The organism is Urechidicola vernalis, from assembly GCF_031846385.1.
GTDB lineage: Bacteria > Bacteroidota > Bacteroidia > Flavobacteriales > Flavobacteriaceae > Urechidicola > Urechidicola vernalis.
This window is the reverse complement of sequence record NZ_JAVRHV010000003.1, coordinates 172921-199663: the sequence shown is the minus strand read 5'-3', so window position 1 is coordinate 199663 and position 26743 is coordinate 172921. Positions and strand designations below refer to the sequence as shown.

Annotated in this window: 27 protein-coding genes and 1 tRNA gene; 10 read left to right on the top strand and 18 right to left on the bottom strand. The window is 33.6% G+C overall.

The genetic code is table 11. From position 1 onward, the window contains the following. Positions 1 to 186 precede the first annotated feature (186 nt). Entirely contained in the window at positions 187 to 2100 is a 1914-nt protein-coding gene (gene nagB / locus RM519_RS08070; protein WP_311593186.1) for a glucosamine-6-phosphate deaminase, read from the top strand. Positions 2101 to 2115: 15 nt separating this feature from the next. Continuing rightward, positions 2116 to 3696, top strand: coding sequence for a beta-N-acetylhexosaminidase (locus tag RM519_RS08065; protein ID WP_311593185.1), 1581 nt, complete (start codon positions 2116 to 2118; stop codon positions 3694 to 3696). Between the two features lie 89 nt (positions 3697 to 3785). Here the strand turns inward: RM519_RS08065 and RM519_RS08060 are convergent, their stop codons facing one another. Genes RM519_RS08060 through RM519_RS08045 form a run of 4 tightly spaced genes read right to left on the bottom strand, consistent with a single transcriptional unit; the run spans position 3786 to position 7758 of the window. Next, complete coding sequence (locus tag RM519_RS08060; protein WP_311593183.1) at positions 3786 to 4850, bottom strand: dipeptidase; 1065 nt, start codon at positions 4848 to 4850, stop codon at positions 3786 to 3788. 4 nt (positions 4851 to 4854) lie between these two features. Further along, positions 4855 to 5952 (bottom strand): D-TA family PLP-dependent enzyme, encoded by a 1098-nt coding sequence (locus RM519_RS08055; protein ID WP_311593182.1) that lies wholly within the window; start codon positions 5950 to 5952, stop codon positions 4855 to 4857. A 9-nt stretch (positions 5953 to 5961) separates the two neighbouring features. Further along, entirely contained in the window at positions 5962 to 6429 is a 468-nt protein-coding gene (locus RM519_RS08050; protein WP_311593180.1) for a RidA family protein, read from the bottom strand. Positions 6430 to 6441: 12 nt separating this feature from the next. After that, on the bottom strand, positions 6442 to 7758 hold the full coding sequence (locus tag RM519_RS08045) for a gluconate:H+ symporter (protein WP_311593179.1): 1317 nt from the start codon (positions 7756 to 7758) through the stop codon (positions 6442 to 6444). Between the two features lie 244 nt (positions 7759 to 8002). Here RM519_RS08045 and pyrH point away from each other — a divergent pair, with 244 nt between their 5' ends. The 6 genes from pyrH (at position 8003) to RM519_RS08015 (ending at position 15409) form a co-directional block, all read left to right on the top strand. Further along, the gene (gene pyrH, locus RM519_RS08040) at positions 8003 to 8710 is read left to right on the top strand and encodes a UMP kinase (RefSeq protein ID WP_311593178.1); all 708 of its coding nucleotides are present in this window, start codon (positions 8003 to 8005) and stop codon (positions 8708 to 8710) included. A gap of 23 nt (positions 8711 to 8733) precedes the next feature. Then, complete coding sequence (gene frr, locus RM519_RS08035) at positions 8734 to 9288, top strand: ribosome recycling factor (RefSeq protein WP_311593177.1); 555 nt, start codon at positions 8734 to 8736, stop codon at positions 9286 to 9288. Positions 9289 to 9416: 128 nt separating this feature from the next. Next, on the top strand, positions 9417 to 11795 hold the full coding sequence (locus RM519_RS08030; protein ID WP_311593176.1) for an efflux RND transporter permease subunit: 2379 nt from the start codon (positions 9417 to 9419) through the stop codon (positions 11793 to 11795). A gap of 82 nt (positions 11796 to 11877) precedes the next feature. Next, complete coding sequence (asnS, locus tag RM519_RS08025; RefSeq protein ID WP_311593175.1) at positions 11878 to 13305, top strand: asparagine--tRNA ligase; 1428 nt, start codon at positions 11878 to 11880, stop codon at positions 13303 to 13305. Positions 13306 to 13354: 49 nt separating this feature from the next. Then, positions 13355 to 14809 (top strand): RNA polymerase factor sigma-54, encoded by a 1455-nt coding sequence (gene rpoN, locus RM519_RS08020; RefSeq protein WP_311593174.1) that lies wholly within the window; start codon positions 13355 to 13357, stop codon positions 14807 to 14809. A gap of 3 nt (positions 14810 to 14812) precedes the next feature. Next, positions 14813 to 15409: a hypothetical protein gene (locus RM519_RS08015; RefSeq protein ID WP_311593172.1), complete on the top strand. Its 597-nt coding sequence runs from the start codon at positions 14813 to 14815 to the stop codon at positions 15407 to 15409. Here the strand turns inward: RM519_RS08015 and RM519_RS08010 are convergent. The 7 genes from RM519_RS08010 to RM519_RS07980 form a co-directional block, all read right to left on the bottom strand. Next, on the bottom strand, positions 15404 to 16084 hold the full coding sequence (locus RM519_RS08010; protein WP_311593171.1) for a porin family protein: 681 nt from the start codon (positions 16082 to 16084) through the stop codon (positions 15404 to 15406). The two genes, RM519_RS08015 and RM519_RS08010, sit on opposite strands and share 6 nt — an antisense overlap. A gap of 69 nt (positions 16085 to 16153) precedes the next feature. Beyond that, positions 16154 to 16615 carry an ExbD/TolR family protein gene (locus RM519_RS08005; protein WP_311593170.1) on the bottom strand — a complete coding sequence of 154 codons (462 nt, stop codon included), beginning with the start codon at positions 16613 to 16615 and terminating at the stop codon, positions 16154 to 16156. Between the two features lie 15 nt (positions 16616 to 16630). Beyond that, positions 16631 to 17260, bottom strand: a complete 630-nt coding sequence (locus RM519_RS08000; protein WP_311593169.1) for an ExbD/TolR family protein — start codon at positions 17258 to 17260, stop codon at positions 16631 to 16633. Positions 17261 to 17268: 8 nt separating this feature from the next. Continuing rightward, positions 17269 to 17733 carry a hypothetical protein gene (locus RM519_RS07995; RefSeq protein WP_311593168.1) on the bottom strand — a complete coding sequence of 155 codons (465 nt, stop codon included), beginning with the start codon at positions 17731 to 17733 and terminating at the stop codon, positions 17269 to 17271. 6 nt (positions 17734 to 17739) lie between these two features. Beyond that, positions 17740 to 18477, bottom strand: coding sequence for a MotA/TolQ/ExbB proton channel family protein (locus RM519_RS07990; protein WP_311593166.1), 738 nt, complete (start codon positions 18475 to 18477; stop codon positions 17740 to 17742). Between the two features lie 80 nt (positions 18478 to 18557). Next, positions 18558 to 18644: transfer RNA gene (locus RM519_RS07985), tRNA-Ser, on the bottom strand. A gap of 187 nt (positions 18645 to 18831) precedes the next feature. After that, positions 18832 to 19863 (bottom strand): asparaginase, encoded by a 1032-nt coding sequence (locus RM519_RS07980; RefSeq protein ID WP_311593165.1) that lies wholly within the window; start codon positions 19861 to 19863, stop codon positions 18832 to 18834. A gap of 86 nt (positions 19864 to 19949) precedes the next feature. On the opposite strand from RM519_RS07980, the gene RM519_RS07975 reads away from it, so the two are divergent. Next, positions 19950 to 20624: a zinc metallopeptidase gene (locus tag RM519_RS07975; protein ID WP_311593164.1), complete on the top strand. Its 675-nt coding sequence runs from the start codon at positions 19950 to 19952 to the stop codon at positions 20622 to 20624. Here RM519_RS07975 and RM519_RS07970 read toward each other — a convergent pair whose 3' ends face one another. The 7 genes from RM519_RS07970 to pdxA form a co-directional block, all read right to left on the bottom strand. Continuing rightward, positions 20625 to 21089, bottom strand: a complete 465-nt coding sequence (locus RM519_RS07970; protein WP_311593163.1) for an Lrp/AsnC ligand binding domain-containing protein — start codon at positions 21087 to 21089, stop codon at positions 20625 to 20627. A gap of 86 nt (positions 21090 to 21175) precedes the next feature. Next, positions 21176 to 22516, bottom strand: coding sequence for an acetyl-CoA carboxylase biotin carboxylase subunit (accC, locus tag RM519_RS07965; protein WP_311593162.1), 1341 nt, complete (start codon positions 22514 to 22516; stop codon positions 21176 to 21178). A gap of 56 nt (positions 22517 to 22572) precedes the next feature. Then, complete coding sequence (gene accB, locus RM519_RS07960; protein WP_311593161.1) at positions 22573 to 23067, bottom strand: acetyl-CoA carboxylase biotin carboxyl carrier protein; 495 nt, start codon at positions 23065 to 23067, stop codon at positions 22573 to 22575. A 36-nt stretch (positions 23068 to 23103) separates the two neighbouring features. Then, positions 23104 to 24102, bottom strand: a complete 999-nt coding sequence (locus RM519_RS07955; RefSeq protein WP_311593160.1) for a beta-ketoacyl-ACP synthase III — start codon at positions 24100 to 24102, stop codon at positions 23104 to 23106. 155 nt (positions 24103 to 24257) lie between these two features. Next, positions 24258 to 24452: a 50S ribosomal protein L32 gene (rpmF, locus tag RM519_RS07950; protein ID WP_311593159.1), complete on the bottom strand. Its 195-nt coding sequence runs from the start codon at positions 24450 to 24452 to the stop codon at positions 24258 to 24260. A 2-nt stretch (positions 24453 to 24454) separates the two neighbouring features. Then, positions 24455 to 24991 (bottom strand): YceD family protein, encoded by a 537-nt coding sequence (locus RM519_RS07945; RefSeq protein WP_311593158.1) that lies wholly within the window; start codon positions 24989 to 24991, stop codon positions 24455 to 24457. Positions 24992 to 25058: 67 nt separating this feature from the next. After that, positions 25059 to 26102 carry a 4-hydroxythreonine-4-phosphate dehydrogenase PdxA gene (gene pdxA, locus RM519_RS07940; protein ID WP_311593157.1) on the bottom strand — a complete coding sequence of 348 codons (1044 nt, stop codon included), beginning with the start codon at positions 26100 to 26102 and terminating at the stop codon, positions 25059 to 25061. Positions 26103 to 26158: 56 nt separating this feature from the next. Here pdxA and RM519_RS07935 point away from each other — a divergent pair, with 56 nt between their 5' ends. Further along, positions 26159 to 26743: a riboflavin synthase gene (locus RM519_RS07935; protein WP_311593155.1), complete on the top strand. Its 585-nt coding sequence runs from the start codon at positions 26159 to 26161 to the stop codon at positions 26741 to 26743.

The following is a 26743-nucleotide window of genomic DNA, read 5'->3' as shown; positions in this document are numbered from 1 at the left end:
AAATTTGATGAAATTAATTTTAAATTGACCTTTTATTCTTAATAAATTCAATTTTCATATACATTACAAAGCAAAAACATTAATACGACCTTTTCTGTATTCTATTGTTTTATTAATGTTGTTTATAGATTTTTCTTTTCTTCACTTTGGCTTACAAGTATTTTTGCAATTAAAATATATATAGTTATGGTTTCTAACAATATCAATTACAAGCCTGCAGGTCAATTCGAAGACACGCGATTTGAAAAAATTCACAATGTAATTTTCTCTAGTTCAGACGAAGCATCAATTTGTGTTGCCCATGAAATTGCAGATTTGATAAAAAGTAAACAAGCAAAAAATGAAGTTTGCGTGCTAGGATTAGCAACGGGTTCTTCTCCAATTCGTGTTTATGAAGAATTGGTTAGAATGCATAAAGAAGAAGGGTTGAGTTTTTCTAATGTAGTTTCTTTTAATTTGGATGAATATTATCCAATGGAAAAAAACAGCATTCATAGTTACCACTATTTTATGCACGAGCATTTATTTAACCATATAGATATTCCTGCTGAAAATGTGAATATTCCAAGTGGTACAGTTTCTACAGAAGAATTACATCAATATTGTATAGACTATGATTTAAAAATAAACGATTACGGTGGCTTAGATTTCCAATTATTAGGAATTGGTAGAACTGGGCATATTGGATTTAACGAACCTGGGTCACATTATAACTCAGGTACAAGAAGCATTACATTAGACCATATTACACGTGTAGATGCTGCGCCGTCGTTTTTAGGAATAGATAATGTTCCTAAAAAAGCCATTACAATGGGTATTGGTACGGTAAAAAAAGCAAAGAGAATTGTGTTATTAGGATGGGGTGCTAATAAAGCTTCCATTTTAAAGGAAACCATAGAAGGAGAAATATCATCTGAAGTACCAGCAACGTATTTACAAGAACATCATAATACCACTTTTGTAATTAACAAAGAAGCCTCTGAAGAGTTAACGCGTTTTAAAACTCCTTGGCTAGTTGGTCCTTGTATTTGGGATGACGAAATAATTGGGAAAGCGATTGTTTGGCTGTGTGAAGTTACCGGAAAATCAATTTTAAGACTAACGGACAAAGATTACAACGACAACGGAATGTCGAACTTATTGGCTGAAGGAGGATCTGCTTATGATCTAAACATAAAAATGTTTAACCAATTACAGCATACTATTACTGGTTGGCCAGGTGGAAAACCAAATGCTGATGACACTTCGCGACCAGAAAGAGCACAACCAGAAAAGAAAAGAGTGATTATTTTCAGTCCACATCCTGATGATGACGTCATCTCAATGGGAGGGACTTTTGACAGATTAGTTGAGCAAGGTCACGATGTTCATGTAGTTTATCAAACTTCAGGAAACATAGCCGTATCCGATGAAGAAGCATTGAAATTTGCTGAAGTAATGAAGGATATCTCTCCGAACAATGGAATATCAGATTCAATTATAGAAAGTATCAATAGAAAAACGACTAAATATGAAGACCATATTGATGTACGTAATTTAAAAGGTTTGATTAGAAGAAGAGAATCTTTGGCTGCCACTCGTTTTGTTGGTGTTCCTGATGAAAATATACATTTTCTAGATCTTCCATTCTACGAAACTGGAACGGTAAAGAAAAACCCAGTTGGAGAAGCTGATATCGAAATTGTTGCTAACAAAATTGATGAGATTAAACCACATCAAATTTATGCAGCAGGTGATTTAGCAGATCCTCATGGAACACATAAAGTTTGTTTAGATGCTATTTTTGCAGCCTTAGAAAACTTGAAACACAATGATTATATGAATGATTGTTGGGTCTGGTTATATAGAGGAGCTTGGCATGAATGGGACATTCACCAGATTGAAATGGCTGTCCCTATGAGTCCTGATCAAGTATTAAAGAAAAGAAAAGCTATTTTCTATCACCAGTCTCAAAAAGATGGCGTTATGTTCCAAGGAAGTGACACCCGAGAATTCTGGGTGAGAGCAGAAGATAGAAATAGCGATACAGCCAAAAAATATCAATCTTTAGGACTGGCAGATTATGCTGCACTTGAAGCCTTTAAACGTTACCATTTCTAAACACCTCATATAAAAATGAAAAATACATTGATTAAAAAATACATTTTATTAATTGCAATTGTAGCAATTGGAATTTCTTGTACTAAAGAATCGGAATCGACAGATTTAAGTTCTGCAAATTTAATTCCAATACCTCTAAAAATTGAAGCGACTGCAAAAGAATTTAAACTGAATTCAAATACAGTGATTTCAACATCAGGAGATATTGATTTTAAAAAGGTTGGAGAGTTTCTATCAGAGAAACTAAGCCATCATAACTCACTCGATATCAAAATTGAGGAAAGTGCAAAAAAGAATGTAATCAATATTATTAAAGATGAAAATTACGGATTGACATCTAACGAAAGTTATGAATTGATTGTTGACGAAAATGCGATTACAATTAAAGCGTCTTCAGATGAAGGTGCATTTAGAGCAATTCAGACTTTAAGACAATTAATTCCAATAGAAGCAAACCCAAATGGAGAAAGAATTGTTTCCACGGGAAAAATTTTAGATGAACCAAATTATGGCTATAGAGGCTCTATGTTAGATGTTGCAAGGCATTTCTTTCCAAAAGAAGATGTTTTCAAATATATCGATGCAATGGCTTACTATAAAATGAATGTATTGCATTTACATTTATCGGATGACCAAGGTTGGAGAATTGAAATAAAATCTTGGCCTGATTTAACAGCAGTTGGTGGGCATACGCAAGTTGGTGGAGAAGCTGGTGGTTTTTATACACAAGAGGATTATACGGAAATAGTAAATTATGCCGCAAAACATCATATTACTGTAATTCCTGAAATCGATATGCCGGGTCATACTTATGCTGCTTCTGTTGCATACCCTCATTTAAATGGTGCAAAAAAATCTATCGAAGTATTAGACAATCCAACACCGGATAGAAGAACTCTATTATATACCGGAATTGAAGTTGGATTCAGCACATTTGATGCAAGAAAAGAAACGACATATGAATTTGTTGATGATGTTGTTAGAGAAATTTCTGAGTTAACTCCTGGACCATATTTCCATATGGGTGGAGATGAAAGTCATGTAACAAGTGATGAAGACTATGATTATTTTGTTGAACGCGTTGGAGAAATAGTTCGTAAATATGACAAAAGAATGATTGGTTGGGATGAAGTTGCAAGAGTAGACAAAGACCCAAATTCTGTTGTTCAATTTTGGGATAAAGAAGACAATGCTAAAATGGCGAAAGATAAGGGGATGAAAATCATCATGTCTCCTGCAAAAAAAGCGTACTTAGATATGAAATACGATACCTTATCAAAATTCGGTTTACATTGGGCTGCTTATATACCAGTTGATGTGTCTTATAAATGGACTCCAGAAAAATATGTTGAAGGGATATCAAAAGAGAATATTTTAGGAGTAGAAGCACCTCTTTGGTCTGAAACAATAAGCAAGACCGAAGAACTTGAGTATTTAGCTTATCCAAGAGTTATCGGAATTGCAGAAGTTGGGTGGAGTATAGAAGAAAATCGTGATTGGGATAATTACCGTGTACGATTAGCTAATCAAACACCTTATTTAAATCAGATGAATATTAAATATTATCCATCAAAATTAGTTGATTGGGTAGAATAATTTGATTCATTCTAATAGTTAAAAACAAAAAAGAGTTCACTATATGAACTCTTTTTTGTTTTTATTACTAGTTATTAATACTGAATTTTTTAACTCCAAGCCTTTCTTATAAAACTAATAAAGTTCTTAGACATTATATTTTCAATATCATTTTGAGTATAACCTCTATCTTTTAACAAACCAACTATTTTCTGCAAATCTGCAATTGTATCCAAATCATAAGGTGTTTGTTCTTTTCCAAATGCACCATCTAAGTCGGTTCCAATTCCAACATGCAAAGAATCACCTGAAAGTTGACAGATATGATCAATATTATCTATCATTTGTTTAAGAGAAACATTCATTCCTTTGGGTGTCGATTCTCCTCGCACCCAATTAGGCACCATCATCCAAGTATCTAAAGCAATTCCTATTACTGCATCTCTACCAATCAATTCAATAATTTGCTCGTCAGAATATTGACGATTGTGATTTACAAATTTTCTACAATTGTTATGACTCGCCCAAACAGGCCCATCATATATCTTCATGGTCTCCCAAAAACTAACATCACACAAATGGGTAGTATCAAGAATTAACCCCAATTCCATTATTTTATGCAATAATTCTTTTCCTTTTACGCCAATACCACCAACAGAATCTGTTCCATGAGCATAAGTCCCAGGCCCATAATGTGCAGGTCCAATTGCCCGTAATCCACTTTCAAAAGATTTTTCTAGATGCTCCATTGTAACAATAGAGTCTGCCCCTTCTAAACTTAGAATATAGCCAATTGGGCTATTTTCCGTTGGATTTTCCCAATCCATTAATTGTGCTTCAAATTCAGCCAGATTTGTAATGGCTTTCATCTCTCCTATCGCTTCCATTTCTTTATACCATGCCAATTGTCCCTGTGTTTGTGCCCAAGCTTGTTGTGGTGAATTCCAACCTGGCAACATACTGTCCTTTTTTACGTATCTCGCAATTTGCGTAGCAACACAAATACCAACCTTACCTTTTCTCATTGCATCCAGAGAAACAGTATTTAGTCCCCTATCGGGTTTATCTGTCATACCAATTTCACTTTTACGAATTTCTTCTACGGTCCAAGTTAAATCTCTATTCCACTCTAAGGCATTCATTGCCAAATCTAAATGCGCATCAAATACAAACATCTTTCTATATTTTTAATTGATGATCTCGTGCAACCACCTTCCAATTCTCTCTTATTTTATTATTCTCTACAACATGAACTTTACCATATTTAGTAACAGTAGGACAAATATGAATCGGCAAAGCATACAAACCATCACCAATTTCAAATTCATTTGTATCTTCAATCACCAAATGTTCTTCGTGCTGATCTAGTTGAGAAATATCTATATTTCCTAAGAATTGCACTCTAGGAAATGCCATTTCAGAAGCCACAGACTTATGCCCTAAATCGAGACAAACTGTTTTTTCAGTAGGTTTACTTACCACACGCGTAAATAAAGTAGCGGCCGGTAAAAAATTCAAATCCTCATATCTATTACCATAGCCAGCATCCCATAGAACGGGAGTCCCAGGACTCACCTCCACCCCTGCCCTTTGTGCGTGAATTGGAAATGTGATAGAACCTCCGGCAACGATTGTATTAACATTAACACCTTCATTCTTAAGTTCTGACTTTAAATCAATAACCGATTGAAAGTCATGGTCACATTTCTGTTTTCTATGTTTTTCATTTGCTATATGAATGTGACCATCATAAACATGAAATCCCGATGAAATAACAGCATCATTTTCCTGCATCCGTAAGAACAACTCTTTTGCTTTTTCACCAGGAATAATTCCTGTACGGTTCATTCCATTATTAATATCAAGCCAAATTCTAACTTTTTTGTTTTCTTGATTTATCAGAAAAACTAACTGGCTTAAGGTTTCTTCATTATCAACTAAAGTTGAAAATTTTGTTTTTGGATATTTCTTTAATAATTCGATATACCTCTTCAATTGAGATCCTACAGGTTGCATCGCTATCAATACATCTTCTGCTTCACAAATACCTAATAATTCCGCTTCGGAAATAGTAGCGCACTTAAATTTATAAATACCATAAGATTGTTGTATCCTAACCAATTCTTCAATCTTATGAGTTTTAATATGTGGCCTAAGGTTTTCAGTACCTCCAGCTATTTCAATCATTAATTCGATATTCTTTCGAATTCGATCTGGATACACCAATAACGAAGGAGAGACTAAATCATCTGTACTATCAATCCGAAACCATTCCATAAACTAAATTTATTTATGCAATTCGAATACGGCTTCTACTTCTACCGGAATTCCATCAGGTAACATCATACCGACTGCACTTCGAACTCCAATACCATTTTCTTTCCCCCATATTTCAGCCAACAACTCAGAATATCCGTTCATTACAGATGGATGATTGATAAAATCTGGTGTGCAATTAACCATTCCTAACACCTTAACAACTCTTTTAACGCGGTCTATATCACCAAAATGAGTTAAAATTGCAGACACCATTGTCAGGCCCACCTGTCTCGCTGCTTCATAACCTTGTTCAATAGTCAAATTATCTCCAAGCCTTCCTTGCATTAGACTTCCGTCAAAATTAACGGGAGCATGACCAGAGATATATAAGAAATTATCTACTACTAAAATTGGTTTATATACGCCCGCCGGTTGAGGTGGAGGAGGGAATTTAAGCCCTAATTCTTTTATCTTTTCTGAAGGTTTTATAATCATAATTATTAATTTTTATACAAAGTTATTTAAAATTAGAGCGCCTACAAGACCAAGCACTCCAACTGTGGTTTCCATTACTGTCCAAGTTTTCAATGTATCCTTAACGGACAAATTAAAATATTCTTTAAACATCCAAAAACCACCATCATTTACATGCGAACACATTAAACTCCCAGCTCCAATAGCAATAACCATTAATTCTGGACTTACCCCAGTTGTCGATACCATTGGCAAAATTATTCCTGCTGCGGTTAAACCTGCAACAGTTGCCGATCCAACACAAATTCGTAAAATAGTTGCGATTAACCAGGCTAATATTAATGGCGAGATGGAAGACTCTGATAACAAACTTCCAATATAATCGCTTACTCCGCTGTCGGTTAATATTTGTTTTAATGCACCGGCACCGGCAATAATTAATAATACCATGGTTATACTTGAAATTGCTGTAGAAACTGATGTCATTAGTTCCTTCATTTTTTTTCCTCTAGATAAGCCTAAGGTATAAATCGCCACTAAAACCGAAATGAGCATTGCCATTATTGGGTTTCCAACAAATCCAATAATATCATTTAAAATAAAGTCACTTGGTAAAAACGTTAAAGCGATGGTAGAAAAACCGATAAGAATTACCGGAAGTAAAGCGCTAAAAACACTTATAGCCATACTCGGCATTTCATCATCTTTTAATATTACAGGGTTATAAAATTCCATTAAAGGCGTTGCATTTACATTTTTTATTGTTCTAGTAAACAAAGGCCCAGCAATTATTATAGTGGGTATAGCGATTATAATTCCGTAAATTAAAGTTTTACCAATATCTGCACCAAACATAACAGCAATTGCAGTTGGCGCCGGATGGGGAGGCAAAAAACCATGCGTTACAGATAGTGAGGCTAGCATTGGAAGACCTACATAAATTAAAGGTAATTTAGTTTGGGCTGCTACGGTAAATACTAAGGGAACTAAAATTACAAATCCAACTGTATAAAACATTGGTATCCCTACTATAAACCCAGTTAGCACTAACGCCCACTGAATGTGTTTTACACCAAATTTATCTACTAATTTAGAGGTGATTCGTTGTGCTGCACCACTATCTGCCACCAACTTTCCAAGCATTGCTCCCAAACCCAATATTAGCACCAAGTAACCAAGCGTTTTGCCTATTCCTGTCTGAATCGAATCTATAACACTCTGCAATTCCATACCGCCAACAATTCCTACAAAAAGGCATACGATAATAAATGAAATAAATGAATTCAGTTTAAAGCCTGCTATCAAAATAAAAAGCAGCACAATTCCTATAAGAACAATGAGTAATGGCATTTAGTTAGTTTTTGAAATTAGTTTCACGAATATAATTAAAACGATCGATTATCTTCAACTTATCAAAATAGAATTCTTCCTTTTTTCGAGATTGTTAAATGGACATATTTTCAATTATATAATCTGCAATTATTAGGTGAAATATCATATGAAACTTAGTATAAAAGCATTACTCCTTTTGATTGAATTTTCCTGTTTTTTCTTCTAAACTATTTTATATATTTGCATAACTTTCAAATAAACTATGGCATACAAAAGAATCTTGCTTAAATTAAGTGGCGAAGCGTTAATGGGCGAACGCAATTACGGAATTGACCCAAAACGTTTGGCGGAATATGCCGAAGATATCAAAGAAATTACAAATCAAGGTGTAGAAGTTGCCATTGTTATTGGTGGTGGAAACATTTTTAGAGGAGTTGCAGGTGCCAGTAATGGTATGGATCGTGTTCAAGCTGATTACATGGGGATGTTAGCCACCGTGATTAATGGATTGGCATTGCAGAGTGCATTAGAAGATGCTGATATTCCAACTAGATTACAGACTGCTATAAAGATAGAAGCAATTGCAGAACCTTTTATTAAAAGAAAAGCAGTTCGTCATTTAGAAAAAGGGCGTGTTGTTATTTTTGGTTCTGGCACAGGAAATCCTTTTTTTACAACAGATTCGGCTGCAGTTTTAAGAGCTATTGAAATTAACGCTGATGTTATTTTAAAAGGAACACGTGTAGATGGAATTTATGATTCGGATCCTGAGAAAAATACTAACGCCATTAAATTTGACAAACTTTCTTTTGATGATGTATTAAAGAAAGGTCTTAAAATTATGGATACAACTGCCTTTACGCTAAGTCAAGAAAATGAATTGCCAATAATTGTGTTCGACATGAACACTCCGGGTAATTTATTTAAAGTAATTGCAGGTGAAAATATTGGTACCATTGTTAAGAATTAATAAACAAATTAAAATTTAGCACCATGAATGAAGAGATAGATTTTATAATTGACACGGCAAAAGAACAAATGGATAATGCGATTTCTCATCTAGAAAAATCCTTGAGGAATATACGAGCAGGAAAAGCAACACCGTCAATGCTATCTGGAGTTAGTGTTGATTACTATGGTTCGCAAACACCTCTTTCTCAAGTTGCAAATGTAAACACACCCGATGGTAGAACAATTTCTGTTCAACCTTGGGAAAAATCTATGTTGCAAGAAATTGAAAAAGGAATAATGATTGCAAATCTAGGATTCAATCCTATGAATAACGGTGAAATGATTATTATCAATGTTCCTCCGTTAACTGAAGAGCGAAGAAAACAATTAGCAAAACAAGCAAAGGCCGAAGCAGAACATGATAAAGTAAGTGTAAGAAATGCGCGAAAGGATGCTAATAATGAAATTAAGAAATTGGATATTTCTGATGACATGAAAAAGAACACTGAGGGTACAATTCAAGAACTTACAGATTCATATATCAAAAAAATAGACGAAATGTTTGCCAAAAAAGAGGTAGATATTATGACAGTTTAATTACTCTCCTTTTAAAATTATTAAAATCCGTCAATTGGCGGATTTTCTTTTTTTAAAACCTCCATTTCCTCTTTTATTTTTAAGCCTAAAAACTATTTCTTTTGGTATCTTTGTGCCAAATTTTTCTAATGAATTTTTGGACGAAACTTTCTCGGCTGATAATTAAAGGCCGAATTCCTATATTGTTGCTAATTGCCGCTGCAACGTACTTTTTAGTATTACAAACAGAACATCTTAGATTTTCTTATACCGAAGCAAATTTATTACCAAGCGATCATGAAGTAAATGTTGAATATGATCAGTTTTTAGATTTATTTGGAGAAGAAGGGAATGTAATCATAATGGGAATCAAAGATTCTACCATTTTTAACCCTGAGAAATTTAATGCCTGGAATACTTTAGCCAAAGAAATAAATTTTTTTGAAGAAGTTGACTACTGCATTTCCATTGGAGATATAAAGAAATTAGTACGAGATGATGCCAATAGAAAATTTGGAATTGCACCTATTCTTGAAGATACGCCTACTACAAAAGAAGAAGTTCTAGCAATTAAAAAAGAGTTATTTAACAACTTACCGTTCTATGACAACATCTTATATAATAAAGAAACCGGTACCATTCAGACGGTAATTTACCTTGATAAAAAAATTGTCAACACATCAAAAAGGAAAGACCTAATTCTAGGTAAATTTACGGATATCGTTAACAAGTTTGAGAATGATACTGATTTAAACATCCGTGTTTCTGGGATTCCATATATAAGAACCCTAAATGCTCAGAACATAGAAAATGAAATGGCCATGTTTGTTGGTCTGGCACTGTTTGTTACGGCATTGATTTTCTTTTTATTTTTTAGATCCTTTAGAGCAACATTTATAACCTTATTAATTGTTAGTATTGGTTGTACTTGGGCATTTGGACTAATTGGACTTTTCCGCTTCGAAATATCGGTTTTAACCGCTTTAATCCCTCCATTAATTATTGTTATTAGCGTACCCAATGCTATATTCTTAATTAATAAGTATCAACAAGAAATTAAAAATCATGGGAACCAAGCCAAGAGTTTACAACGTGTTATTTCAAAAGTTGGAAATGCTACTTTAATGACCAACATTACCACGGCGTCTGGGTTTGCAACATTTATCTTTACAAAGAGTTCTATATTAGTAGAATTTGGAATATTAGCATCTATTAATATTATAGCCGTGTTTTTATTAGCATTGCTCATTATTCCAATTATGTATAGTTTTCTGCCTGTACCAAAAACAAAGCACCTAAAACATCTAGATAGAAAATGGATGGGGCATATAGTAGATTGGATGGAGAAAATGGTACGACAACATAGATTTGCTATTTATGTTACTACGGTCATTCTAATTGTTGCCAGTATTATTGGTATTTACCAAATGAAAATTGCTGGTAGTTTGATTGATGACATGCCAAAGGACAAAGAATTCTATAGCGATATAAAATTCTTTGAAGAAGAGTTTGGTGGTATTATGCCTTTAGAGATTTTAATTGATACTAAAGAACCGAAAGGAGTAATGCAATTACGAACGCTTAAGAAAATTGAAAGACTTAATGAGACTATTGATGAAATTCCTGAATTGTCAAAATCATTATCTATTACCAATTTGGTAAAATACTCCAAACAAGCCTATTACAACGGTATTCCAAAGTATTATCAGTTACCAACGAATCAAGATAAAAATTTCATTTTGTCATATGCAAAAAATGCCGGAGGCGATACTGATTTGTTAAACAATTTTGTAGACTCGACAGGTCAATATGCTCGATTAACCACCTACATTAAGGATATAGGTACAACCGAAATGGAAGCTATTGAGGCCCGCTTAAAATCTAAAATTAATACAGAATTTGAAGAGGATAGATATGACGTTACTGTAACTGGAAAGTCACTGGTTTTCTTAAAAGGAACCAAATATTTAATTAACAATTTAGTATTGTCGCTGTCATTGGCCATTATTCTTATTGCCTTATTTATGGCCTTTATGTTTCGTTCATTTAAGATGATTTTAATTTCCATTATCCCAAACTTCTTACCACTTCTAATCACGGCTGGTTTAATGGGATATTTTGGCATACCTTTAAAACCTTCAACTATATTAGTATTTAGTGTTGCCTTTGGTATTTCTGTTGATGACACCATTCACTTTTTAGCCAAATACCGACAAGAATTACAAGCCAATAATTGGAAGGTGAAAAAATCAGTTTATGCTGCTCTGAGAGAAACAGGTGTAAGCATGTTCTATACTTCTATTGTATTGTTTTTTGGATTTTTGGTTTTCACAGTATCTAGCTTTGGAGGAACCGTTGCCTTAGGTGGATTAGTATCTATAACCTTGTTATTTGCAATGTCTTCTAACCTATTATTATTACCGTCAATGTTATTGTCTTTAGAATCAACAATAGCCAATAAAAAAACGTTGAAAGAACCAACATTACCCGTGTTGCCTATTGAGAATCTTGATGATGATGACAAATAAGATTCTCTATTTTTTAATAGATCAATCTTTTTCTAAAGCAATACATTCAGTATCTTTGCACCTTAATTTTTAATAGACGATTATGAGCACGATTGCTGAATTATTAAGATCAGATAAGTTGTTACAAGATGTAACGATTAAAGGATGGGTTAGAACTTTTAGAAGTAATAGATTTATTGCGTTGAATGACGGTTCTACAATTAATAATATTCAGTGCGTACTTGATTTTGAAAATACAGATGAATCTTTATTAAAAAGAATCAATACTGGAGCAGCAATTGCCGTTACAGGAACATTGGTTGAAAGTCAAGGAAAAGGACAAAAAGTAGAGATTCAAGTTGCCAATATTGAAGTTTTAGGTGATTCTAATCCAGAAGAGTATCCTATTCAACCGAAAAGACATTCGCTAGAATATCTCAGAGAAAATGCACATTTAAGAATTAGAACAAATACGTTTAGTGCTGTAATGCGTTTACGGTCTGCACTTTCTTATGCGGTTCATAAATACTTTACAGAAAATGGTTTTTACAATTTTCATGCACCTATTATTACGGGATCTGATGCTGAAGGGGCAGGAGAAATGTTTAAAGTAACAAACTTTGAAGCAAATAAAGCTCCTACCGACGAAAATGGCAACATAGATTATTCTCAAGATTTCTTCGGTAAAGAAACTAACTTAACCGTTTCAGGTCAGTTAGAAGCTGAAACTTACGCGATGGCCTTAGGAAAAGTTTATACATTTGGCCCAACATTTAGAGCAGAAAACTCTAATACAACAAGACATTTGGCTGAATTTTGGATGATTGAACCAGAGATGGCTTTTCATGATTTAGACATGAATATGGATTTGGCAGAAGATTTCATTAAGTCCGTTATAAAGGATGTTTTGAGCACTTGTAAAGATGATTTAGCCTTTTTAGAAAATAGATTATTACAAGAAGAAAAATCTAAACCTGCGAATCAGAGAAGCGAAATGTCATTAATTGAAAAATTAAAATTTGTTTCAGACAACAACTTTAAACGTGTTAGTTATACCGAAGCAATTGATATTTTAAGAAATTCGAAACCAAATAAGAAAAAGAAATTTCAATTTCCAGTAAACGAATGGGGTGTAGATTTACAAAGTGAGCACGAACGCTATTTGGTTGAAAAGCACTTTAAATGCCCGGTAATTTTATTTGATTACCCAGCGAACATTAAAGCATTTTATATGCGATTAAATGATGATGGTAAAACCGTACGTGCAATGGATGTGTTATTCCCGGGTATAGGAGAAATAGTTGGAGGAGCACAACGTGAGGAGCGTTTAGATGTTTTAAAAAACAAAATGGAAGTATTAGGAATTGAAGAAGAAGAATTATGGTGGTATTTAGATACTAGAAAATTCGGAACTGCCGTGCATAGTGGTTTTGGTCTCGGATTTGAACGACTTGTGCAATTCGTTACCGGTATGGGTAATATTAGAGATGTTATTCCTTTCCCAAGAACACCGCAAAACGCAGAGTTTTAAGAGTAAAAAGATACACCCAAAAGTGTATCTTTTTTTGTAGATTTACTTTATGTTAAAACAGTTTCTACAATATAAACTTTCGCAAAAACTATCGCCTCAGCAGATTCAGTTAATGAAATTGATTCAGTTACCTACACAAGCGTTTGAACAGCGAATGAAACAGGAAATTGAGGAGAACCCTGCCCTTGAAAAAGGCAAGGAGGATAGCGATTCATTCGACGATCAAAATGAAGATGATTTTAATGATACAGATTCAGAATCAATAGATACCGAAGACATTAATATTGATGAGTATTTAAGTGACGATGAAATACCATCGTATAAAACACAAACAAACAATTACTCTGCTGATGATGAAGACAAACAGGTTCCATATGCTAGTGGAACAACTTTTAATCAACATCTACTAAGTCAATTAAATACGTATAGCCTTTCTGAACAAGAAGAATCTATAGCTGTATTTTTAATAGGAAGTATTGATGAGAGTGGATACATTAGAAGAGAAATAGATGACTTGATTGATGATCTCGCCTTTACTCAAAATATTTTCACAACTAAGGAACACGTTCTAAAAACACTGAAAATTGTTCAAGAATTAGACCCTGCAGGAGTTGGAGCACAAAACCTTCAAGATTGTTTATTGATTCAGTTAAAACGAAAACAAGAAACCCCTGTAAGAACCTTAGCAATTGACATTATTGATAAATCTTTTGAAGCATTTGCGAAAAAACATTACAACAAAATATTTCAAAAATTCGGTTGTTCTGAAGATGCTCTGAAAAATGTTATAGCCGAAATTGAAAAACTAAATCCTAAACCAGGAGGGTCGTTTGTTGGGAACAATAAAATTGCAGAGCAAATTGTACCAGATTTTACGATTAAGATTATTGATGGCGTCTTAGAGTTAACATTAAATAATAGAAATGCTCCTGAGTTACATGTTTCTGCAGAATATAATAACATGTTAAAGGGCTATAAAGATTCAAAAACAAAAACAAAATCTCAAAAGGATGCAGTGCTATTTATAAAGCAAAAATTAGATGCCGCCAAATGGTTTATTGATGCCATTAAGCAACGACAACAAACACTATTGGTTACAATGAATGCTATTATGCATTATCAAGAAGAATTCTTTTTAACCGGTGATGAACGTAAGTTAAAGCCGATGATTTTAAAAGATATTGCAGAAAAAATTAATATGGATATTTCTACGGTATCACGTGTTGCAAATAGCAAATATGTTACCACTCCATATGGCACAAAACTCATTAAAGAATTCTTTTCTGAATCAATGAAAAACGACCAAGGGGAAGATGTGTCCACAAGAGAAATCAAAAAAATCCTTGAAACTGTAGTAGCCGAAGAAAACAAGAAAAAACCTTTTACTGACGACAGGTTATCAGAAATTTTAAAAGAAAAAGGATATCCAATTGCTAGAAGAACTATAGCAAAATACAGAGAACAACTAGATATACCTGTTGCTAGGTTAAGAAAAAAATTATAGTAGATGAAATTTACAAAACTAATTTCTTACATTTTACATCCAATTGTAGTGCCTATAATCGGTACTATTCTCTATTTTATATTGATACCAAGACATATAAACAAACAATGGGAAATGATGGTGATCGGTGCTGTTTTTGTCTGCACTTATCTCCTACCTTTGCTTTTTCTTTCTCTTTTAAAAAAATCTAAATCAATAAATAGTTTTCATTTGGTTAGTCCTAGAGAAAGAAAATTTCCAGTTCTATTTTTTGTTTCTATTTCATTACTTATGGCATCTTTGATTAAAAAAGGTAGCTCAACCTATGAATTAGCCCTTTTTTTTTACGGAATGACCATTGCTCTTATCATAACTTATTTTTTACTTTATAGAAATTTCAAAGCAAGTTTACATATGATTGGGATAGGTGGAATGATTGGTTTTTTTATTACTCTTAGTATTTACTATCAAATAAACCTACTGTTATTATTGTCTATATTATTTGTAATGTCTGGAATAATTGCAAACTCTAGATTGAGTTTAAATGCTCATTCTAAAACGGAAATTCTTATTGGCTTCTTAATTGGTATCTGTTGTCAATTTGCAATATATTCTTTATAGTATATAGAAGATAAGGCCTAAATTCAACTGATTCATATTTATGGCTTCCGAATCTATATACGCATCTTTAAACAGGTCGTTTAAACCATAATATACATGTAAATTTAAACTGCTATAACCTACCGAAAGTGTTAGTCCATATTGTACTTTATCAAACTCATTTATACTCTTCACAATAATTGTTTCAGAATCATCCACAAACTTTGAATTTGCAATAAAAACATATCCTAATTTTAAACCTGCATATACTCGCCAAAAATTATACTTTGTCGGAGTAGAATTTCGCCAACGGAACTCAATTGGAACTTCAATTGAGTGGCTTGCAAATCTATTACTTCGGTAAGCGTCAGATGAAACAATTGTATATTTAGTTTCACCAGAAATCTCTTCTATTTTCATGTTTTGGATATAAACATTGTACGCATATCCAAACCCTACACCAAAACCAACATTACGTTGTTTATTTAGAGGGATGTCTCGAATATAGCCTATCCCTATTCCGCCTGATATTCCATTCTGAATAAAGTCGGTTGGCTGCTCTAACAAAGCATTATAACTAAATCCAAAATAAAACTGATCATCAAAATACTTATTATCAACAAAAGTAGAATCAGTTTGCCCCATACAATAAAGAGATGAACACAGGAAAGATATTAGAATAAAAACTCTTTTCATATATACAAATATAAAGAAAAGCGGCTACCAAAAAATGATAGCCGCTTCTAAATATAATTTAATAAAAAACTATTTCAATTCTCCAGGACGTGCCGAATACGTAACTTTTAATGCATTGATTTCTCTTAACTCCTTTTTAATGTCATTAATAGTACCAACACTACAGTTCTCATCTGCTTTTATCATGGTTGTCATATAATCACGCTCGTCTTCGTTAATTCCTTCACGAGCAGCAAAAATAAAACTTCTTACTTCCTTTACATCCGATATCTTATCGTTCAATTGAATCTTATCTCCTTCTCCGTAGGCATCTTTATCTTGAGCTTCACCTACATAGATATAACTAATCAATCGTTTGTCTTGTAATTTTTTAATTTCCGTTGCATTAGGAATTTGTTGCGCTACCATAACAGTAGTTTCACGCATTGTAGTTGCAACCATAAAAAAGAACAATAACATAAATACAATATCAGGTAACGACGCCGTATTAATTGGCGGCAATCCTTTTTTCTTTTTGCTAAATTTAGACATGTATTCTTTTTTTAATTAATTGTTTTCTGATTCAGAAATAATCTCAGGGTACATTGCACGAATTCTTTTAATCTTCGATTTAATAGACTCATTAGCTTTGTCCTTTTCCAAGGCAATTACTAAATCTGAATATGAAATTCCATATTCCTCTTGAGATAATCTATTTCTTAAAGTTGTATACGCTGCACCTAACTCATTCTGAACTTTAATAAACATACCGTACGACGTACTTCTATCTGTTTTTAAAGAAATTACAGCTTTATTAGGATGATCTGATGATTCTGGGTCTTTTGCCCCTTGACACCAATCACATTCCTTTCCAACTTCTTCTCCAAAAGGAATAATTGCGTTTCCTATTCCTCCTCCGTTATCAATAAAATCCATTGCCATTTGGCGAACATCTTTTACTTCTTTGTAATCGCCTTCTATTAAAAGGTCATCATTCTTATTAAGAATAACTTCGAATACGTTCTTTTCTTTAATAACTGGCGGTGGTGGCGCATCTATTGGTTGCTTCTCCGGCAACCTACGCGAAATTCCTGCATCCACATCCATCGTTGTCGTTACTAAGAAAAATATCAATAGTAAGAACGCGATGTCGGCCATAGAACCTGCGTTAATTTCTGGTGTGTCTCTTCTTGCCATGTCCTAAATTAATTTTTAGCAAACATATCCTTTACAGACCCCCATAATACTGAAGCCAAACCAATCGCTCCTAAAAAGTATGAGAAAATGATAAGTGCACCTGCATTTTTAGAAATTGATCCCTTTTCACCAAATTCGATTACTTGTCCAAATTTGTTAGTTACTTCTCCATCACTAGATACAGAATATGCAATGATAAAAAACACCGCTAACAGTCCAACACTTAAAAGTGCCTTTTTTAATGCCGCACCGTTTTTCAACAGACCCAATAATGAGAATCCTACCGCTAAAACAGTCGTTACTATAAGCATTACTATAGTAAAGGAAACAAATGGATCTACAACACTAGTTTGCAATTCAGCATCAGTCTCAACAGCCTCACCACCCATAATAACTCTTACTAAAAGAATTATACCGATAATACCTAAAGCTGCGGCACCATATTTTGCTATTGTATAAAATTTATTTGTCATAATGTCTTATTTTTTGTGAGCAACCAAAAGGTCTACTAATGAGATAGAAGCATCTTCCATATTATTTACAATACTATCAACTTTTGCGATGATATAGTTGTAAAAAATTTGAAGTATAATTGCTACTACAAGACCAAATACAGTTGTTAATAATGCTACCTGAATACCACCTGCAACCGTTGCTGGAGACATTTCGTTAGACGCAGCAATATTATCAAATGCTTTAATCATACCAATTACAGTTCCCATGAACCCTAACATTGGTGCCAATGCAATAAATAATGTTAACCATGAGATGTTTTTCTCTAATAATCCCATTTGAACTCCACCGTAACCAACGATAGCTTTTTCTGCCGCTTCAACTCCGTCGTCAGAACGATCTAAACCTTGATAGAAAATAGCTGCAACAGGTCCTTTTGTATTTCTACAAACTTCTTTAGCTGCTTCAACACCTCCAGATGCTAATGCTTCCTCAACAGAACCAATTAACTTCTTAGTGTTTGTAGTTGCTAAATTTAAATATATGATTCTTTCAATTGCAATTGCAAGACCTAATATCAAAGCAATTAATACAATCCCCATAAAGAAAGGACCTCCTTGAATGAATCGTTGTTTTAGTTCTTGATGAAAACCTTTTTCGCCGTCAACTTGTTCTGTCTGTGTGTCATCCTGTGCATACGTTGTTTGCGTCGTTCCTAAAAACAATAATCCTGTAATTGCTAGGATAGTAAATAATTTTTTCATTGTGTAATAATTAATTGTTATTTTATTAAATTAGATTATGGGTTAAAGATATAACATTTTTGCAAAAAAACAATTTAGCGCGGAGAGAAAGGGATTCGAACCCCCGATACAGTTTCCCGTAAACACGCTTTCCAGGCGCGCGCCTTAAACCACTCAGCCATCTCTCCTAAATTGCAAAATTTTGCGATTGCCAAGTAACAAAAAAATGTTGGTTCATGAAAGTTTTATTTTTAAATAAGCAATAATTAAAACTTCACTAAGACTTTAAGAAAAATCAATCTTTTTATTGTCAATTGTTTAACGTTTTTCTTAAATCTCAATTATTCTTCTAAGCAATTTCAAAAAACCGATTCTTTAACGCATCATTTCACCTCTTAATGGTGTTTCAAAAACCTCTTTAAACTGAGTATTCGGAATTTTTTCACCTAATAGATACATTAATTTAGCCAAAGCACTTTCGGTTGTTAAGTCCTTACCGCTTATCAAACCTATTTTTTTTAACTGAACACTTGTTTCATATAAACCAAGTACAACACTTCCACTTGTGCACTGTGTAGTATTAACAATTTTAATGCCACGTTTTATGGCATCTCTTAGAGCATTCACAAACCATTTATCTGTAGGTGCATTTCCAGATCCAAAGGTTTCTAATACAACCCCTTTTAACCCATCAATTTCTAACACGCTGCGTACTACCTTTTCAGTAATCCCAGGAAATAATTTCAACAAAACAATATTCTCTTCTAAACGCTTTCTAATTTTAATTTTTTTAAACCTTCTATTTTGTAACAATAGATTCTCACTAAATTTAAGATGAACACCACTTTCTCCTAACGGTGGGTAATTTGGAGAAGCGTATGCTTCGAAGTTTTCCGCACTAACTTTTGTTGTTCTATTTGCCCTGTACAATTTATATTCGAAATACAAGCAAACTTCTGAAATTATAGGTCTCCCTTTTTTCTGAGCTGCTGCTATTTCCAAAGAAGTTATAAGGTTTTCTTTTGCATCTGTTCTTAAATCTCCGATTGGCAATTGCGATCCGGTAAATATTACGGGCTTGGATAAGTTTTCGAACATAAAACTTATTGCGGATGCAGAGTATGACATTGTATCCGAACCATGCAACACCACAAACCCACCAAAATTGGAATAATTGTCTTCAATTACTTCAGTAATTGTAATCCAATGCTTAGGATTCATATTTGAAGAATCTATCGGCTCATTAAATGTATAACTTTCGATTTCACAATTTAAATGTTTCAATTCTGGAATATGCGTAAGTAATTTATCAAAATTAAATGCTTTCAAGGCTCCAGTTTCAAAATCCTTAGTCATTCCAATCGTACCTCCAGTATAAATGAGTAGAATCTTGGGTTGTTTTGCCATTTTGTCGTTTATTTTGAATTGGAATACTTTATGCAGTAAAATTACGTATTAATAATAATTAAATTGAAACTCTAAAAATATTAAATATGGCAATAGGATATATAATCTTTGGTGTAATTGCATTAGCAGGTTGGATGGTGCAATCCAAATTAAAAAGTAAATTCAAAAAATACTCGAAAATGACACTACAAAATGGGATGTCGGGTAGAGAAATTGCGGAGCAAATGCTAAATGACCATGGAATCTATGATGTACAAGTAATTTCAACTCCTGGTAGACTGACAGATCACTACAACCCAAAAGATAAAACTGTAAATTTAAGTGAGGCCGTTTATAATCAAAGAAATGCTGCGGCTGCCGCTGTTGCGGCTCACGAAGTTGGGCATGCCGTTCAACATGCAACCGCTTATTCATGGTTACAATTCAGATCTAGTTTAGTGCCAATGGTTGGTATTGCCAGCAAACTTTCTATGTGGGTAATTATGGCCGGTATATTCTTTCAGTCATTCCCAATCTTATTACCACTTGGAATCGTATTATTTGCAGCAACGGTGTTCTTCAGTTTTGTTACATTACCAGTAGAATACGATGCAAGTAATAGAGCCTTGGCTTGGCTAGGAGATAAAAACATGTTAACGCAAGAAGAGCAAGCCGGTGCACATGATGCTTTAAATTGGGCTGCGCGGACATATGTAGTTGCTGCACTCGGTGCCCTTGCTACATTAGTATACTATATAATGATATACGCAGGACGAGATTAATTATAAACTAATTTGTCTGTCAATATGTTGATCTAGCGATATAAAAGTTTCAGTTCTTGCAACTCCTTTTATATTTTGAATTTCAACGTTTAACACATTCATTAAGTGTTCATTGTCTCTACAAAGAATCTTAATAAAAATAGCATAATTTCCCGTGGTATAATGACTTTCAATTACTTCGGGGATTTCTTTTAATCTTTTTATTGCTGCCGAGTTTTTACTTGCCGCATCCAAAAAGATTCCAACAAAGGCCAATGTTTTATAACCAAGTACTTTCGGATTCAATACAAATTTTGAACCAGCAATTAATCCTGAGGCTTCCAATTTTCTCAAGCGTTGATGTATAGCAGCGCCTGAAATTCCAACTTCTCTAGCAATACTTAAGATTGGTGTACGTGCGTCGTCAATTAACTTTTTTAAAATAATCTTATCTATACCATCGATATGTAAGGACTTCTCTTTCATTTGAGTTCAATTTGAAATCAAAAATAAAAAAATAAAGGATATGATTTCTCATATCCTTTATTCTATATTCTAATTTGAAACTAAAACTAAGCTTGCATTTCAAAATCTTCCATAAACTTCGTTGTATAATTTCCTGCAACATAATCAGGATTATCCATCAATTGTCTGTGGAAAGGAATCGTAGTTTTAATTCCCTCAATAACAAACTCATCTAAAGCCCTCTTCATTTTATTAATCGCCTCTTCTCTTGTTTGCGCTGTTGTAATCAACTTTGCAATCATAGAATCGTAATTTGGAGGAATGCTATAACCTGCATATACATGCGTATCCAATCTCACTCCATGACCTCCTGGTGCGTGTAAAGTTTCAATTCTACCTGGTGAAGGTCTAAACCCGTTATGTGGATCTTCTGCATTAATTCTACATTCGATTGAATGTAATTTTGGCTCATAATTTTTTCCAGAAATTGGAACACCAGCAGCCACTAATATTTGCTCACGAATCAAATCAAAATCAATTACTTGTTCCGTAATTGGATGTTCTACTTGTATACGTGTATTCATTTCCATAAAATAGAAGTTACGGTGCTTGTCAACTAAAAACTCAACAGTACCTGCTCCTTCATATTTAATATATTCTGCCGCTTTCACAGCTGCCTCTCCCATGTCCTTTCTTAACTTTTTAGTCATAAAAGGAGAAGGAACTTCTTCTGTTAATTTTTGATGACGTCTTTGAACAGAACAATCTCTTTCAGATAAATGACATGCTTTTCCATAAGAATCTCCAACAACCTGAATTTCAATATGGCGTGGCTCTTGAATCAACTTCTCCATATACATGGTATCGTCATTGAACGAAGCCATTGATTCTTGACGCGCATCATCCCATCCTTTTCTAAGACTTTCTTGTTCCCAAACAGCACGCATACCTTTACCACCACCTCCAGAAGTTGCTTTTAGCATAACAGGATACCCCATTTCTTCTGCTAATTTTTCAGCATCTTCATAAGTATCAAGAACACCATCAGAACCAGGAACTACAGGAACACCCGCTTCTATCATAGTTGCTCTAGCAGAGGCTTTGTCTCCCATTCTATTAATCATTTCGGCAGAAGCACCAATAAATTTAATATTGTGCTCTTCACATATCTTAGAAAATTTAGCATTTTCAGACAAGAATCCATACCCTGGATGTATAGCATCTGCATTTGTGATCTCAGCTGCTGAAATAATATTTGAAATCTTTAAATAAGATTCTGAACTCGGTGCAGGACCAATACACACTGCCTCATCGGCAAATTTGACGTGTAAACTATCAGCATCTGCAGTTGAATAAACAGCTACAGATTTTATCCCCATCTCTTTACAGGTTCTAATAACTCTTAGAGCTATTTCACCTCTATTTGCAATTAATATTTTTTTAAACATAACTCAATTGAATTAGAAGTTTATAAATTAAAACTTCAGAATTAATAGCAAACTAACTATGATGGATCTACCAAGAATAAGGGTTGCCCAAACTCAACTGGTGAAGATTCATCTACCAACACCTTTACAATTTTACCAGATACTTCTGATTCAATTTCATTAAATAATTTCATTGCCTCAACAATACAAACTACTGTATCTGCTTGTACCGTATCTCCAACCTCTACAAAATTCGGTTTATCTGGAGAAGGTCTTCTATAGAACGTTCCAATAATTGGTGATTTAATTTCTATGTATTTAGAATCATCACTACCTGCTGCAGGAGCTGCATCTGTTGGTGCCACTGCAGGTACTGCTGCCGGAGCCGCTGCTGGTGCAACTGCCATAGGCGCTGCTTGAGCCATCATTGGTGCTTGATGCACAATTGTTGTTTCAGGAGTACTCGATCCTGCCTTAATCGTGATTTTAAAATCTTCTCTTTCTAATTTAACTTCGTTAACTCCAGATTTAGAAACAAACTTAATTAGGTTTTGAATATCCTTTAATTCCATAAAATATAATTTTTACGTTGATTTTTTTATCTATTATTATGAATTGTATGCCCATTTAAAATAAATAGACCCCCAAGAGAATCCACCACCAAAAGCGGCAAATACAATAGTATCTCCTTTTTTTAATTGAGATTCGTAATCAGCCAAAAGTAATGGTAATGTTGCTGAAGTTGTATTTCCATATTTTTCAATATTTATCATAACTTGCTCTTCCGCTAAACCAATTCTGTTTGCTGTCGCGTCTATAATCCTTTTGTTGGCTTGATGTGCAGCCAACCAATTTACATCTTCTTTTGTTAGATTATTTCTGTCAAGTATTTTCTCACTTACATCAGCCATATTAAATACTGCGTTCTTAAATACAGTTTTTCCATCTTGATGCGCAAAGCATTCATGTGCTCCAAAAACCTCTCCTTTTTTAAGTGGATTAACAGATCCTCCTTTAAGCACTCTTAAGAATTCTCTACCAGAACCATCTGTTCTTAAATATTCATCTTGCAATCCCAACCCTTCTTCATTTGGCTCAAACAATACGGCTCCAGCTCCATCTCCAAAAATGATACATGTTGCTCTATCCGAATAATCAATCATTGAAGAGTTCTTATCTGCACCTATTAAAAGCACTTTCTTATACTTTCCCGATTCAATAAAACCAGAAACAACAGACATTCCGAATAGAAAACTCGAACAAGCCGAATCCATATCAAATGCAAAAGCATTTGAAGCTCCAATTTCATGTGCAACATATGCACCTGTACTAGCAGCTTGCATATCTGGTGTGGCCGTTGCCACAATTACTAAATCAATTTCTTTGGGATCTAATTGAGATTTCGACAACAAGTCTTGTGCTGCCTTTATGGCTAGGAATCCTGTTCCTTTACCACCCTCTTTTAAAATTCTTCTTTCTTTAATTCCCGTACGAGTGACAATCCATTCATCATTCGTCTCTACCATCGTTTCCAAAATCTTATTCGTTAACACGTATTCTGGAAGATATTTTCCTACGGCTGTAATGGCTGCAGTTAATTTAGTCATACTTGAAAAAAATTTTACTTATAAAAGTGTGTCAAAGTAATGAAAATTATTTTTAAAAAAAGCCAAAAGCAATCAATTTTCATTCATTTTTGATTAAAAAGCATAAAAAAACCCTCAAATATGAGAGTTTTTTACATTTTTTATGTTTTTGCTATTTATGCTTCAGCAGCTGTTGCATCTATAACAATTTGCCCACGATAGTATAATTTTCCTTCGTGCCAATGTGCTCTATGATATAAATGCGCTTCTCCTGTTGTTGGATCTACAGCAACTTGAGGAACTGAAGCCTTGTAATGAGTTCTTCTTTTGTCTCTTCTTGTTTTCGAGATTTTTCTTTTAGGATGTGCCATTTTTATTCGTTTTTATTCGTTTTTAATTCTTTTAACTTTGCCCATCTAGGGTCTATAGTTTCTTTTACTTCTTCTTTTTTCTTTTCAAATTCCTTCAACTTTTCTAATACTTCTGATTCTAATGTCCCATCCTCAATTCCTGGATGTACCTTTTTAATTGGCAAAGACAATACTACCATTTCATACATAAACTGAGCAACATTTAGTTGATAACTATTATGAGGAATAATTAAAATCTCATCATTATCGTCATCATATTCATCGCCAAACTTTACAATTAATGAAAGTTGTCCGTTAACTTTCAATTCAAAAGGTTCTCCTGTAACGTCGCAAGCAACAATTACCTTACCCTTAGAATTAAATTCGAGATTAAACATGTTGTTTTTTTTCTCGAACAATAAATCAACTTTCAATTCAGCAGTATCAAACTCATCATATTGAAAAAACTCAAAGAACGTGTTATCAATTTGATAACTGAATTGATGTTTTCCTAACTTTATTCCTATAAAAGATATTTCAAATTCTTTTAAGTCTTTCATTTCGAACATCAATTTGAGCGTGCAAAGATAAAAAAATAACTGTAAAAACTACCTCAAAGTTTATTTTTTATTTTCTCTTTGAAACTTTTAACACATTTTGAGTTAACTCCTTAAAATTGACTCTATTTCTATGTATTTCGATAGCACTAAATAAAGCTTCTTTAAAAGAACTTTCATCTGCCATTCCCTTACCAGAAATATCAAATCCTGTCCCGTGGTCGGGTGATGTTCTTACCTTATCCAATCCCGCTGTATAATTAACTCCATTACCAAAAGATAATGATTTAAACGGCGCCAAACCTTGATCATGATACATTGCTAACACTGCATCGAAATTTTTATACGCTTTCGATCCAAAAAAACCATCAGCAGCATAAGGTCCATAGACTAATTTTCCTCCATCTTGAATTTTTTGAACCGTAGGCTTTATCACTTCTTCATCTTCTTTCCCTATTACCCCATTATCACCACAATGTGGATTTAAACCTAACAAGGCTATTTTTGGTCTTTCTATACCAAAATCTTGTATTAATGAATTGTATAGTACCTTCACTTTCTGAGTAATCAAATCTTCTGTTATAGCAGATGAGATTTCTGAAACTGGAATATGCCCAGTTACTAAACCTACTTTTAACTCATCCGTCATTAAAATCATTAGACTGCTTCCTTTTAACTCACTTTCCAAGTATTCTGTATGACCTGCAAAATGAAAATCGTCCGATTGAATATTCTCTTTATTAATAGGAGCGGTCACCAATGTATCAACAAAACCTTCTTTCAAACTCTTCACTGCCGATTTTAATGAAAGAAAAGAATATTTTCCACCAATTTCATTACTATGACCAGGTGAAACCTCGACATCTTCTTTCCAAACATTTAAAACGTTAATCTTTCCATCGACAACTTGTTTTATATCAGAAATTACCTGAATCTGAATATTAGGTGCAACTTCTTTCTTATAAAACGCTACTACTTTTGACGAACCAAACAAAATCGGCGTACAAAAATCTAACATTCGCTTGTCATTAAATGCTTTTAAAATCACTTCGATTCCAATTCCATTTATATCACCCAAAGAAATACCAACTTTTATTTTATCTGTCGCTTCCATTCACTCGTTTATGCTTAAATTTGAGACCTCAAAAGTAATCAATAAAATCGAGAATTATGTTTACCGGAATCATCGAAACCTTTGGAACAATTAAATCTATTAAGCATGAAAACACGAACGCTCATATTACGGTAAAAACCGAATTTACTTCGGAATTAAAAATTGACCAAAGTGTTGCTCATAATGGCGTATGCCTTACTGTTGTTTCTTTAAAGGATGACGAGTATGTTGTAACCGCAATCCAAGAAACATTAGATAAAACCAATTTGAATACTTGGAAAGTTGGAGATTTAATTAATTTGGAGCGTGGCATGCAATTAGGAAATAGACTAGATGGTCATATTGTTCAAGGTCATGTAGATCAAACTGCGACTTGTATTGGAATAGAGCCAATGGATGGTAGTCATCTATTTACTTTCGAATACGATAAATCTAAAGGAAACGTAACAATTGAAAAGGGGTCTATAACTATAAATGGAGTTAGCCTGACCGTTGTAAATTCTAAAAACAATTCGTTTAGTGTTGCTATAATTCCTTACACCATTGAACATACAAATTTCAAGAATTTTAAAATTGGAACAATTGTAAATTTAGAATTTGATGTAATTGGAAAATATGTTGCCCGTTTAATGCAACAATAA